Source organism: Bacillus sp. FSL K6-2869, assembly GCF_040869405.1.
GTDB classification, from domain to species: Bacteria; Bacillota; Bacilli; order Bacillales; family Bacillaceae; genus Bacillus; species Bacillus altitudinis.
Genome location: NZ_CP152035.1, coordinates 607233 through 619699, shown reverse-complemented (window position 1 = coordinate 619699; position 12467 = coordinate 607233). Strand labels below are relative to the sequence as shown.

The window sequence follows — 12467 nt, the reverse complement described above, 5'->3', positions numbered from 1 at the left end:
CCGCCGTTTGGAAAATGGTTTTTTTATGGAGGTCATGTTTTCATGGAACACGAAAAACTGAACATCATGAACAATCAGCATGAAACGATTGGTACAGCCGCTCGATCTGATATCCATGCTGAGGGCCTTTGGCATGAAACCTTTCATTTCTGGCTTTTAAAAAAGGAAGATGACACAGTGTTTCTCTATTTTCAGCTGAGGAGTCCCTCCAAAAAGGATTTCCCTTCTCTACTTGATATCACAGCAGCAGGCCACCTTCTCGCAGATGAACAGCCTTCTGATGGCATCAGAGAAGTCGAAGAAGAGCTTGGTCTCTCCATCTCGTTTGAGAACCTTACCTTTGCTGGTGTCATTAAAGATGAAATCCATATGCCATCGTTTACCGATCGTGAGTTTTGCCATGTGTATTTTTATATGGATCAAAAAGAGCACATGGATGTCCATCTACAGAAAGAAGAAGTTGCTGGACTTTATAGAGCAAGGCTGATGGATGCAGAGCAGCTTTTAAATAGAGAATGCGAAAAAATGAACATCGAGGGCTTTGAAGTGGATGCAGACGGCAAGCGACGTGAGGAAAAGAGAGAGGTCCATGTACATGATTTTGTCCCGCATGAACCTGCCTATTATGAGCATCTCTTTCAAGCAATCAATCAATTTCTTTCACAATAGAAAAAGCATCGTGACCCCTATTTGGATCACGATGCTTTTTTATGAGACAACATCATTTTCTTTCTCCTCTGTCTCTGTTTGCTGCATTTTGCGATAGGTCACTCTTGAAATGACAATACTCACTTCATACAAAACGAGCATTGGCAAGGTAACCATGAGGTGAGAAACGAGCTCTGGCGGTGTAATAAGTGCGGCAATGACAAGGAGGACAAAATAGGCATACTTCCGTATTTTTGATAAAAACATCGGTGTAATGATACCAAGTCTAGTGAGAAACATCAACACGACAGGCATCTGAAACAAAAAGCCAAATGGAAGTGTTAACTGCATCAGAAATGTAAAATACTCATGAATCCCAATCACTTGCTCCACATGTAAATCATTTGACATCCGTATCATAAAATCGACGACAAATGGAAACAAAATAAAATAAGAGAAAGCCACACCGCTCAGAAATAAAAGCAGTGCAATCGGAATATAAGCAAGTGTCACCTTTCTTTCTTTTTCATATAAGCCAGGACTCACAAACGCCCAAAGCTGATATAAGATCACGGGACACGTCAAAACAAGAGCAATGACAAAAGCGAACTGCATAAACACGTACAGTGGATCTGTGAGCTTAAACGCGTTCAATGTCAGTGTGGCCGCTTCATCGGTATTTTGTAAATACACAATGACCGGCTTAGCGAGAAAAAAACCTGCCACCATAAAGGTGACAAAAAACATCGCAATGATCACTAAACGTTTTCGCAGTTCCACAATATGCTCCATAAGCGGCATATCTTTGACATTCATGAAGCTCATCCTATTCTACTGATCTTCTTTTTTCTTTTTTTCTTCCTGATCATCAGCTAAACCTTTTGTGGCATTTTTGAATTCACGTAATGTATCTCCTGCTGCTCTTCCTAATTCAGGAAGCTTTTTCGGCCCAAAAATAATGAGCGCAACAACCGCAATCAGAACCAAACTTCCAGGACCGATCGGACCCATTTGCTCCACCCCCTTTACCCCTTTTCGTCAGTCCTCCTGTGTAACAGAGTAATGCTTTAAGAAATACACAAGAGACTGAAGTTCAACCGCCAAATCTATATGATGAATTCGAATGTGTTCCGGCACATTCAATCGAGCCGGCGTAAAGTTAAGGATTCCTTTGATGCCAAGGGCAATCAAACGATCTGTAATGGATTGAGCTGCTACGGCAGGCACTGTCAAAATCGCAACAGGAATATCTCCTACCTCTTGCACATGCTCTTCAAGCTTATCCAAATCATAGACAGGCACGCCGCCTATCTCACTTCCTATTTTACTCTCATTGACGTCAAAAGCCATTGAAATTTTTGTATTATTATTTTTAATGAAATTATAGTGTAAAAAAGCAGTCCCTAAATTCCCGACACCGATGAGCATGACATTCGTCATTTCATCTTGGTCAAGGGTCTTTCTAAAGAAGGTCAAGAGGTAATCGACATTATAGCCATAACCTTTCTTCCCAAGTGCACCAAAGTAAGAAAAATCTCGGCGAATGGTGGCAGAATCCACTTTGACTGCATCACTAAGCTCTGCCGATGACACCCTTTGTTTTCCTGATGCATGCAGATTTTTTAAAAAACGGTAGTAAAGCGGCAAACGTTTGGCTGTCGCTTGTGGAATTTTTGACTGGTCTATATTCATATAAGATCCTCCAACTTAAATATCAGATGCTCTGTGAAAATCACCGTTTTTCCCGCCTGTTTTTTCTACTAGATAGGTCGGGCCGATGATCATCCCTTTGTCTATTGCTTTGCACATGTCATAAACGGTCAGTGCACATACTGAGGCAGAAGTGAGCGCTTCCATCTCCACACCCGTACTTCCTTTTGTTTTCACCTGTACTTGTATGTTCAGAATGTACGCATTTCCGTCTTCCTCCCAATCAAAGGAGATATCGACACCTTTTAATGCAAGCGGATGACACATTGGAATGATGCTGGACGTTTGCTTTGCTGCCATAATGCCAGCTACCTGTGCGACAGACAGCACATCCCCTTTTCCAATGTCATGCTTTTGTATTTGATGAAATACTTCTTTTATCATACGAACGCTTGAAACAGCAACGGCAGTTCTCACTGTAGACGATTTGTCACTAATGTCGACCATCTTTGCTCTTCCTTGTTCGTTAAAGTGGCTAAATTGACTCATCTTTCAACGCTCCCTCACTCAAATCATACACTATTTTTTCCTATCTGTCTTTCATTTGACCATGGCAGCCGTATGTAAGATTTGCCGGTTTACTGCTGATAAGCTACACTTAACATATTATAGCAGAGGTGAAGTTACATGATGATTCTACAAGTGAATCAGCTGTCCAAATCGTTTGGCGCTGATACCGTTTTAACGAATATAAAATTGGAAGTCAAAGCGAGGGATCGTATTGCCATTGTCGGTCGTAACGGTGCAGGAAAATCCACGCTTTTAAAAATCATTGCCGGTCAAATGTCTTACGAACAAGGTGAGATCATCAAACCGAAAGACCTATCCATTGGATATCTAGCACAGCATACAGATGTGACGTCTACACGTACGCTAAAAGACGAACTACTATCCGTTTTCGATCATTTAAAAGAAATGGAACAAGAGATGAGAACCATAGAAGAGAAAATGGCTTCTTCCACAGGAACAGAATTAGATTCTCTAATGAAAACCTATGACAGACTGCAACAAGCATTTAAAGATCAAGGCGGCTATCAATATGAAGCAGATGTCCGCTCCATTTTACACGGACTCGGCTTTAGTCATTTTGAAGATCATACAACCGTCCAATCCTTAAGCGGCGGTCAGAAAACTCGTCTAGCGCTTGGAAAGCTATTATTGATGAAACCAGAACTCTTGATTTTGGATGAGCCAACCAACCATCTAGATATTGATACCTTATCATGGCTTGAGCAGTATTTGCAAAATTATACAGGAGCCATCCTCATCGTTTCCCATGACCGATACTTCTTAGACAAAGTCGTGAACCATGTATATGAAGTCTCAAGAACAGCGATGAAAAAGTTCGCTGGGAACTATAGTAAGTATCTTGACCAAAAAGCTGAGCAGCTAGAGCGTGATATGAAGCTGTATGAAAAACAACAAGAAGAAATTTCGAAGCTTCAAGATTTCGTGGATCGCAACTTAGCAAGAGCCTCCACCACAAAGCGTGCTCAAAGCAGGCGGAAACAGCTGGAACGGATGGATCGTTTAGATAAGCCGTTAGGAGATGAAAAATCCGCAAACTTCCATTTCGATATTATGAGGCAAAGCGGAAATGACGTGCTAAAGGTGCATGATCTCGATATTAGTTACGATAAAAAAACGCCACTCCTCTCCTCACTTTCTTTTCATATTAAACGTGAGGATAGCGTGGCACTCATCGGTCCTAACGGCATCGGGAAATCAACTCTTTTAAAAACCTTAACGGATACGTTAAAACCAGTAAAAGGCGAAATCAGCTTTGGTTCTCATGTGACGATTGGCTACTATGATCAGGAACAAGCCAAGCTGACATCCTCCAAAAAAGTGTTAAATGAACTTTGGGATGATTATCCCCATATGACTGAAAAAGACATTCGGACTTGTTTAGGAAACTTCCTTTTTTCAGGTGATGACGTCTTAAAGCCTGTTCATGCTTTAAGTGGTGGAGAAAAAGCACGACTTGCGCTGGCAAAGCTGATGCTCCAAAAAGCCAATTTCCTCATTCTCGATGAACCGACGAACCATCTTGATTTAGACAGTAAGGAAATATTAGAGAATGCACTAATTGATTATCCAGGCACCATCTTGTTTGTTTCGCATGACCGTTACTTTATCAATCGCTTGGCAACAAAAGTTCTCGAGTTGTCACCAAATGAAACAAAAGAATACCTCGGTGACTACGACTATTATCTTGAAAAGAAAAACGAACAATTAGAGCTTGAAGCACTCCAAACTCAGGAGACGCATAAAAAACAAGCAGAAAAACCAGTAGAAACAGCAAAACTTTCCTATGCAGAAGAGAAAGAACTCAAAAAGAAAGAAAGACAAAAGCAGCGCCGAATTGAAGAAATTGAAGAGCGTATCGCTGTCATCGAAGACAAGCTCGGTGAAAACGAAGAGCTTCTATGTGATCCTGCTATTTTCCAAGATCACGAGAAAGTACAAGCCATTCAAACAGAAAATGATGCGCTCAATCAAGAGATGGAATCACTTTTTGCGGAATGGGAAGATCTATCAGATGCATAAAGAGTGCCCTAACGGGTGCTCTTTTTTTAAGGTGAGAATCTTTATCCACAATGATACCCACAATAACATCTTGATTATTCTTAAATATTTTAAAGTTATCCACTTTATCCACAGTATTTTAATCACATATCCACATAAAAGATCACATTTATACACATTTTCTTCATTTTAAAACGAATTTTCTAACAATTGTGGATATATAACGTTTACATGTGAATAAATCGCTTTCATTTCAATAGAAAAAACTCCTGTATATCCACAGGAGTTCTTATTCATAGGAGACAAGCGGCAGTCCAGGTTGACCGTTCATTGCCATGTCGCCTCTTATTCCCTTTTCAAATGCAATGGTTCCCGCAGCAGCAATCATGGCTGCATTGTCTGTACAAAGAGACAATGGCGGAATCATGACATTCACTTCAGGCAGCTTCGCAAATGCTGAAGTAAGGGCTTCTCTAAGACCTTTATTGGCAGCAACCCCGCCAGCTAGAACGACTTGTTTCACACCATACGCTTCAGCCGCTTTTAATGTCTTTCCGACTAACACCTCAATCACGCTTTCTTGGAAACTTGCAGCCAAATCCTCCGGCGCAATGGTTTCACCCTTTTGAGACGCATTGTGTAGTGTGTTGATAACCGCTGATTTTAAACCGCTGAAGCTAAAATGATAGGATCCTTCTTCAAGCCACGCTCGAGGAAGCTTAATCGTTGGCTCCCCTTCATGTGCCAATCGATCAATGTGAGGTCCCCCTGGATATGGCAGACCCATCGTCCGAGCTACTTTGTCATACGCTTCCCCAGCCGCATCATCCAACGTTTCACCAATGACCTCAAAAGACCCATGCTCTTTCATCAATACAAGCTCAGTATGCCCACCAGAGACGACTAGAGCTAAACAAGGAAACACTAGTTCACCAACGAGCTGGTTCGCATAAATGTGTCCAGCAATATGATGAACACCAACAAGCGGAATTTGATGTGCAAAACTCAATGCTTTGGCTGCATTGACACCTATCAAAAGTGCACCAACTAAGCCGGGACCTTCTGTCACAGCAATGGCATCTAAATCCTGAAAGGTCATATTGGCCTGCGTCATGACTTCTTCTAATACGATCGTCATTTGTTCCACATGATGCCTTGAAGCGATTTCTGGTACCACGCCGCCAAATCGTTTATGACTTTCTATTTGTGAGGCGACAACATTCGCTACGATCTCTTTCCCATTTTTCACAATGGACGCAGCTGTTTCGTCACAGCTTGTTTCTATACCTAATATGAATCGATCTTTTTTTTCACTCATTTATCTTCACCCACATGACTAATGCATCTTCCCCGTTATCCGTATAATAATTCTTTCGAATAGAAGCTGGTTTAAAACCTAGCTTTTCATAAAGGGATTGTGCTGGCGTATTTGATACCCGCACTTCTAGTGAAAGATGATCTGTCTTTTTTTCTTTGCAAAATTCCATGACATATCGAAGCAGCGCTTCCCCGTATCCTTTTCCCCGGTGCTCAGGGAGAATCGCAATATTCGTAATTTGTGCATCATCCATGACAATCCAAACGCCGCAATACCCAATAGGCTGACCATCTTCTTCAATGAGGAAATAATGGCTGTATTGGTTATGGAGAATTTCATAGACAAACGACTCTTTTTTCCAAGGCGCTGTAAACGAATGCAATTCAATCGTATATACCTCTGGGATGTCCTCTACTGTCATTCTTCGCATCTCTACTGTGTTGAGATTATTTTTGTCCTTCAAGCCATTTCACTTCCGCTTCTGCCAAACGAATATAATTAGGAACAAGCTGATGGACATCTTCAGCTGGGCGGTCTGCCCCTAAAAATGCGAGCACTGAAGGTCTTGGGTTGTGAAATGCCTCGTCTGCGATCACAGCAGTTTCTCCAAGTATGGAGAGAACATTCTCTTGATGAAGATGCACATCATGTCCAAGAAATAAAACAGAGTTCCCTTCCTTTTTCAGCTCTTGAAGCCAATCAGTAAGCAGGATATTTTGATCTGGTTTCACTTCTTTTATCTTTCCACCTTCAAATGTATATAACCCTGTATAAACTTGTCCTCTTCTTGCATCAAATATAGGAGAAATCATTCCATCAAAATATCGAGCATTTGCCGCCAGCGTTTCTAAACTTGAAACAGCAGTTATCGGGATAGACAGCGTCCAAGCAAGTGTTTTTGCAATGGTCACACCGATTCTAACGCCAGTGTAAGAACCGGGTCCTTTGGCTACAACAATTTTGCTTAATTCGTTCGGTGCTACGCCGCATTCTTTCATCAGTGCTTCAACTGTCGGCATTGCTCGTACTGAATGATTCTTCTTTAAGTACGTAATACTTTCCCCAACCACAGTGTCATCACGGACAAGAGCTATTCCGAGTGTATGGTTTGACGTATCAATTGCCAGTATGGTCAATATCTTTCATCTCCTTACAAAGGGCCTCATAGCGCTCCCCTTTTGCATAAAACGTGAGATGACGTTCTTCTTCACGTTCTGTTCTCAGCATTTCAATTTTTAAATACGATGAAGGCAATTGAGGTTCAATGAGATGTGCCCATTCAACCAAACATACACCTTCCCCCTCAAAATATTCGCCCAGTCCAATATCTTCTTCCGCATCTTCCATACGATACACATCCATATGATAAAGTGGCAGTCTGCCATCCGTATATTCTTTAATAATTGTAAAAGTAGGGCTGTTGACGATACGGGTAATACCTAAGCCTTCTGCAAAACCTTTTGAAAAAGTCGTTTTACCTGCGCCTAAGTCTCCTTCTAATGTTAAGACATCGCCGGGCATCACAAGTGTAGCCAAGGCAGCAGCAATTCGTTTCGTCTCATCCGCACCTTTTGTTGTCCACGTTAACTTCATGGTGGAGTCACCTCATTTCTTAAAATGATTATATCCTTTTTTCATTAAAATTGTTTGTTGATCATGGTCTTTTAAAATAACGCTGGACGCTCGATCATCTTTGACTTGTCCAATACGCGTGACCTGAATGTGTTCTTTTTTACATTGCGTCTCAAATCGCTTCCAATCCGTTTCAGGGATCGTACCAGTTAAGACAAAATCCTCTCCACCGAACAAGACCCATTCAAGCCACTCTTTATGTAACAACGGTAGATGTGGATGTTTTGGGAGTTGATCAGCCTCAATTTCCAGCGTTACACAACTGGCCTCCGCTATTTCGTTCAGCTCACTCGCTAATCCGTCACTCACATCATTCAAGGTCACCCGGGGGAAGCTTGAACAAATAAGGCCAGCAGCAATATGCGGCTGCGGCATTTTGTGTCGCTCTAGAAAAAAAGCAGTGTCAATCGAATGTGCAGCATTTACTTCATTCATTAAAAGGGATAGCCCAGCAGCTGATGAACCTAGTTCACCTGTGACAAAGACAATGTCTCCTGTCTGAGCACTATGACGGTAACAGGCTGTTCCCTTTGGAATCTCACCAATGACCGTTACTGTGATGACAAAGTCACTGCGGGTGGCTACTGTATCTCCACCGATTAAATCCATATGATATGTGTCAGCCAATGCTTTCATTCCCTCGTAAAAAGCTGCGACAATTGCTTCATCCCCATGAGGCGGGATCGCAATTGATACAAGATAATACTTAGGGGTTCCTCCCATGGCTGCGATATCACTGATATTCACTGCCAGCGCTTTAAATCCAACCTCAAAGGGTGTGGAAAAATCAAATCGAAAATGGACATGCTCTACCATTGTATCAACACAAACGACCTCTTCACAATGTGAATGAGGTTGATAAACACTAGCATCATCACCGATGCCCATGACCAAAGAACGCTGATGCGTTTCTTTTGGTGTAATTCGGCGAATAAGATCAAATTCATCCATAAAAGACAGCCCCTTCATACAATCAACTGATTGAGCAAACATGATGTCAGACACAGTTAGTATTAGTGTAGCGAATATGAGCCTCGGTTCCAACTAAAAACGATATAAAGAAAGCCTGGTATAAAAAAACCAGGCGATGTTTGTTGAAGTCATGATCTTTTCTTATCACATTTAGTGTAGCCAAACACAAGGAGTTTCATTGCATCTAGGATACTTATTGAAAGAAAAAGACATAAAAAAAAACGAAACTATACGTTTTCGTTTACAAGTCATAAAAATGGCGGTCCGGACGGGACTCGAACCCGCGACCTCCTGCGTGACAGGCAGGCATTCTAACCAACTGAACTACCGGACCATTTTGGCTGTACTCAATGAGTACTCCATATTTAATAGGTAAAATAATTTGGTTGCGGGGGCAGGATTTGAACCTGCGACCTTCGGGTTATGAGCCCGACGAGCTACCGAACTGCTCCACCCCGCGACGATATAAAATGAAAAGCTTGGCGGCGTCCTACTCTCACAGGGGGAAACCCCCAACTACCATCGGCGCTGAAGAGCTTAACTTCCGTGTTCGGTATGGGAACGGGTGTGACCTCTTCGCTATCGCCACCAAACCTGATGGAGAGAATGTTCTCTCAAAACTAGATAACAATGTTCATTTTTCACATTAGAATATAGGTTAAGTCCTCGATCTATTAGTATCTGTCAGCTCCACGTGTCACCACGCTTCCACCTCAGACCTATCAACCTGATCATCTTTCAGGGATCTTACTTCCTTGCGGAATGGGAAATCTCATCTTGAGGGGGGCTTCATGCTTAGATGCTTTCAGCACTTATCCCGTCCGCACATAGCTACCCAGCGATGCCCTTGGCAGAACAACTGGTACACCAGCGGTGCGTCCATCCCGGTCCTCTCGTACTAAGGACAGCTCCTCTCAAATTTCCTGCGCCCGCGACGGATAGGGACCGAACTGTCTCACGACGTTCTGAACCCAGCTCGCGTACCGCTTTAATGGGCGAACAGCCCAACCCTTGGGACCGACTACAGCCCCAGGATGCGATGAGCCGACATCGAGGTGCCAAACCTCCCCGTCGATGTGGACTCTTGGGGGAGATAAGCCTGTTATCCCCGGGGTAGCTTTTATCCGTTGAGCGATGGCCCTTCCATGCGGAACCACCGGATCACTAAGCCCGACTTTCGTCCCTGCTCGACTTGTAGGTCTCGCAGTCAAGCTCCCTTGTGCCTTTACACTCTGCGAATGATTTCCAACCATTCTGAGGGAACCTTTGGGCGCCTCCGTTACATTTTAGGAGGCGACCGCCCCAGTCAAACTGCCCACCTGACACTGTCTCCCTGCCCGATAAGGGCAGCGGGTTAGAAGGTCAATACAGCCAGGGTAGTATCCCACCGATGCCTCCACCGAAGCTAGCGCTCCGGTTTCCAAGGCTCCTACCTATCCTGTACAAGCTGTACCAACATTCAATATCAGGCTGCAGTAAAGCTCCACGGGGTCTTTCCGTCCTGTCGCGGGTAACCTGCATCTTCACAGGTACTATAATTTCACCGAGTCTCTCGTTGAGACAGTGCCCAGATCGTTGCGCCTTTCGTGCGGGTCGGAACTTACCCGACAAGGAATTTCGCTACCTTAGGACCGTTATAGTTACGGCCGCCGTTTACTGGGGCTTCAATTCGCACCTTCGCTTACGCTAAGCGCTCCTCTTAACCTTCCAGCACCGGGCAGGCGTCAGCCCCTATACTTCGCCTTACGGCTTCGCAGAGACCTGTGTTTTTGCTAAACAGTCGCCTGGGCCTATTCACTGCGGCTTCTCGGGGCTTTAACACCCTAAGAAGCACCCCTTCTCCCGAAGTTACGGGGTCATTTTGCCGAGTTCCTTAACGAGAGTTCTCTCGATCACCTTAGGATTCTCTCCTCGCCTACCTGTGTCGGTTTGCGGTACGGGCACCTCTCACCTCGCTAGAGGCTTTTCTTGGCAGTGTGGAATCAGGAACTTCGCTACTAAATTTCGCTCGCCATCACAGCTCAGCCTTCACGGGAAACGGATTTGCCTATTTCCCAGCCTAACTGCTTGGACGCGGATATCCAATACCGCGCTTACCCTATCCTCCTGCGTCCCCCCATTGCTCAAATGGTGAGGAGGTGGTACAGGAATATCAACCTGTTGTCCATCGCCTACGCCTTTCGGCCTCGGCTTAGGTCCCGACTAACCCTGAGCGGACGAGCCTTCCTCAGGAAACCTTAGGCATTCGGTGGACGGGATTCTCACCCGTCTTTCGCTACTCATACCGGCATTCTCACTTCTAAGCGCTCCACCAGTCCTTCCGGTCTGACTTCACTGCACTTAGAACGCTCTCCTACCACTGTTCGTAAGAACAGTCCGCAGCTTCGGTGATACGTTTAGCCCCGGTACATTTTCGGCGCAGAGTCACTCGACCAGTGAGCTATTACGCACTCTTTAAATGGTGGCTGCTTCTAAGCCAACATCCTGGTTGTCTAAGCAACTCCACATCCTTTTCCACTTAACGTATACTTTGGGACCTTAGCTGGCGGTCTGGGCTGTTTCCCTTTCGACTACGGATCTTATCACTCGCAGTCTGACTCCCAAGGATAAGTCATCGGCATTCGGAGTTTGACTGAATTCGGTAACCCGGTAGGGGCCCCTAGTCCAATCAGTGCTCTACCTCCGAGACTCTTACCTTGAGGCTAGCCCTAAAGCTATTTCGGAGAGAACCAGCTATCTCCAGGTTCGATTGGCATTTCACCCCTACCCACACCTCATCCCCGCACTTTTCAACGTGCGTGGGTTCGGGCCTCCATTCAGTGTTACCTGAACTTCACCCTGGACATGGGTAGATCACCTGGTTTCGGGTCTACGACCACGTACTCATGCGCCCTATTCAGACTCGCTTTCGCTGCGGCTCCGCATCTTCTGCTTAACCTTGCACGGGATCGTAACTCGCCGGTTCATTCTACAAAAGGCACGCCATCACCCGTTAACGGGCTCTGACTACTTGTAGGCACACGGTTTCAGGATCTATTTCACTCCCCTTCCGGGGTGCTTTTCACCTTTCCCTCACGGTACTGGTTCACTATCGGTCACTAGGGAGTATTTAGCCTTGGGAGATGGTCCTCCCGGATTCCGACGGAATTTCACGTGTTCCGCCGTACTCAGGATCCACTCTGGAGAGAACAACATTTCAGTTACAGGGCTGTTACCTTCTTTGGCGGGCCTTTCCAGACCTCTTCGCTTATATCGTTCCTTTGTAACTCCGTATAGAGTGTCCTACAACCCCAAGAGGCAAGCCTCTTGGTTTGGGCTGTTCCCGTTTCGCTCGCCGCTACTCAGGGAATCGCATTTGCTTTCTCTTCCTCCGGGTACTTAGATGTTTCAGTTCCCCGGGTATGCCTTCTCATACTCTATGTATTCAAGTATGGATACTACTCCATTACGAGCAGTGGGTTTCCCCATTCGGAAATCTCCGGATCAAAGCTTGCTTACAGCTCCCCGAAGCATATCGGTGTTCGTCCCGTCCTTCATCGGCTCCTAGTGCCAAGGCATCCACCGTGCGCCCTTTCTAACTTAACCATTTCTTACTTTAGAAAGAATCACTATGTGTGATGAACTTTGCATTGCATTCAATGTGAATGTATTACTTATT

11 protein-coding genes, 2 tRNA genes and 2 rRNA genes are annotated in these 12467 nt (G+C 44.5%); 2 read left to right on the top strand and 13 right to left on the bottom strand.

Annotation, left to right across the window (positions count from 1 at the left end; all coding sequences use genetic code 11):
• Positions 1-42 precede the first annotated feature (42 nt).
• Complete coding sequence (locus MHI58_RS03075) at positions 43-669, top strand: NUDIX domain-containing protein (protein WP_045034402.1); 627 nt, start codon at positions 43-45, stop codon at positions 667-669.
• 39 nt (positions 670-708) lie between these two features.
• On the opposite strand, the gene tatC is transcribed toward MHI58_RS03075, so the two are convergent.
• From tatC to moaC, 4 genes are read right to left on the bottom strand one after another with little or no spacing between them, the layout of a single operon-like run.
• Positions 709-1473: a twin-arginine translocase subunit TatC gene (tatC, locus tag MHI58_RS03070; RefSeq protein WP_096881072.1), complete on the bottom strand. Its 765-nt coding sequence runs from the start codon at positions 1471-1473 to the stop codon at positions 709-711.
• A 6-nt stretch (positions 1474-1479) separates the two neighbouring features.
• Positions 1480-1659, bottom strand: coding sequence for a twin-arginine translocase TatA/TatE family subunit (locus MHI58_RS03065; RefSeq protein WP_008344374.1), 180 nt, complete (start codon positions 1657-1659; stop codon positions 1480-1482).
• A 27-nt stretch (positions 1660-1686) separates the two neighbouring features.
• On the bottom strand, positions 1687-2340 hold the full coding sequence (locus tag MHI58_RS03060; protein WP_008355687.1) for a redox-sensing transcriptional repressor Rex: 654 nt from the start codon (positions 2338-2340) through the stop codon (positions 1687-1689).
• Between the two features lie 15 nt (positions 2341-2355).
• On the bottom strand, positions 2356-2847 hold the full coding sequence (gene moaC / locus MHI58_RS03055; protein WP_026050052.1) for a cyclic pyranopterin monophosphate synthase MoaC: 492 nt from the start codon (positions 2845-2847) through the stop codon (positions 2356-2358).
• Positions 2848-2985: 138 nt separating this feature from the next.
• Between moaC and MHI58_RS03050 the strand changes: the two genes are divergently transcribed.
• On the top strand, positions 2986-4908 hold the full coding sequence (locus MHI58_RS03050; RefSeq protein WP_045034401.1) for an ABC-F family ATP-binding cassette domain-containing protein: 1923 nt from the start codon (positions 2986-2988) through the stop codon (positions 4906-4908).
• Positions 4909-5176: 268 nt separating this feature from the next.
• Here MHI58_RS03050 and tsaD read toward each other — a convergent pair whose 3' ends face one another.
• The 9 genes from tsaD to MHI58_RS03005 all read right to left on the bottom strand — a co-directional run bounded on the left by tsaD (position 5177) and on the right by MHI58_RS03005 (position 12394).
• Positions 5177-6205 (bottom strand): tRNA (adenosine(37)-N6)-threonylcarbamoyltransferase complex transferase subunit TsaD, encoded by a 1029-nt coding sequence (tsaD, locus tag MHI58_RS03045; protein WP_017359857.1) that lies wholly within the window; start codon positions 6203-6205, stop codon positions 5177-5179.
• A complete protein-coding gene (gene rimI / locus MHI58_RS03040; RefSeq protein WP_041506698.1) occupies positions 6198-6626 on the bottom strand; it encodes a ribosomal protein S18-alanine N-acetyltransferase in 429 nt (142 codons plus the stop codon). The genes tsaD and rimI overlap by 8 nt, the downstream gene beginning before the upstream one ends.
• A 25-nt stretch (positions 6627-6651) precedes the next feature.
• Positions 6652-7341 carry a tRNA (adenosine(37)-N6)-threonylcarbamoyltransferase complex dimerization subunit type 1 TsaB gene (gene tsaB / locus MHI58_RS03035; protein WP_041506699.1) on the bottom strand — a complete coding sequence of 230 codons (690 nt, stop codon included), beginning with the start codon at positions 7339-7341 and terminating at the stop codon, positions 6652-6654.
• Complete coding sequence (gene tsaE / locus MHI58_RS03030) at positions 7322-7798, bottom strand: tRNA (adenosine(37)-N6)-threonylcarbamoyltransferase complex ATPase subunit type 1 TsaE (RefSeq protein WP_007496038.1); 477 nt, start codon at positions 7796-7798, stop codon at positions 7322-7324. The genes tsaB and tsaE overlap by 20 nt, the downstream gene beginning before the upstream one ends.
• Before the next feature lie 12 nt (positions 7799-7810).
• The gene (gene thiL, locus MHI58_RS03025) at positions 7811-8788 is read right to left on the bottom strand and encodes a thiamine-phosphate kinase (RefSeq protein WP_045034400.1); all 978 of its coding nucleotides are present in this window, start codon (positions 8786-8788) and stop codon (positions 7811-7813) included.
• A gap of 278 nt (positions 8789-9066) precedes the next feature.
• Positions 9067-9143 (bottom strand) — tRNA-Asp (locus MHI58_RS03020).
• A gap of 49 nt (positions 9144-9192) precedes the next feature.
• Positions 9193-9269 (bottom strand) — tRNA-Met (locus MHI58_RS03015).
• A gap of 17 nt (positions 9270-9286) precedes the next feature.
• Positions 9287-9402 (bottom strand): 5S ribosomal RNA (rrf, locus tag MHI58_RS03010).
• A 61-nt stretch (positions 9403-9463) separates the two neighbouring features.
• Positions 9464-12394: ribosomal RNA gene (locus MHI58_RS03005) — 23S ribosomal RNA — on the bottom strand.
• Between the last annotated feature and the right edge of the window lie 73 nt (positions 12395-12467).

Excerpts from the sequence above, each read along its gene's own strand:
- MHI58_RS03075 (WP_045034402.1), top strand. The coding sequence starts at position 43 with ATGGAACACGAAAAACTGAACATCATGAACAATCAGCATGAAACGATT.
- tatC (WP_096881072.1), bottom strand. The coding sequence starts at position 1,473 with ATGAGCTTCATGAATGTCAAAGATATGCCGCTTATGGAGCATATTGTG.
- MHI58_RS03065 (WP_008344374.1), bottom strand. The coding sequence starts at position 1,659 with ATGGGTCCGATCGGTCCTGGAAGTTTGGTTCTGATTGCGGTTGTTGCG.
- MHI58_RS03060 (WP_008355687.1), bottom strand. The coding sequence starts at position 2,340 with ATGAATATAGACCAGTCAAAAATTCCACAAGCGACAGCCAAACGTTTG.
- moaC (WP_026050052.1), bottom strand. The coding sequence starts at position 2,847 with ATGAGTCAATTTAGCCACTTTAACGAACAAGGAAGAGCAAAGATGGTC.
- MHI58_RS03050 (WP_045034401.1), top strand. The coding sequence starts at position 2,986 with ATGATGATTCTACAAGTGAATCAGCTGTCCAAATCGTTTGGCGCTGAT.
- tsaD (WP_017359857.1), bottom strand. The coding sequence starts at position 6,205 with ATGAGTGAAAAAAAAGATCGATTCATATTAGGTATAGAAACAAGCTGT.
- rimI (WP_041506698.1), bottom strand. The coding sequence starts at position 6,626 with ATGACAGTAGAGGACATCCCAGAGGTATATACGATTGAATTGCATTCG.
- tsaE (WP_007496038.1), bottom strand. The coding sequence starts at position 7,798 with ATGAAGTTAACGTGGACAACAAAAGGTGCGGATGAGACGAAACGAATT.
- thiL (WP_045034400.1), bottom strand. The coding sequence starts at position 8,788 with ATGGATGAATTTGATCTTATTCGCCGAATTACACCAAAAGAAACGCAT.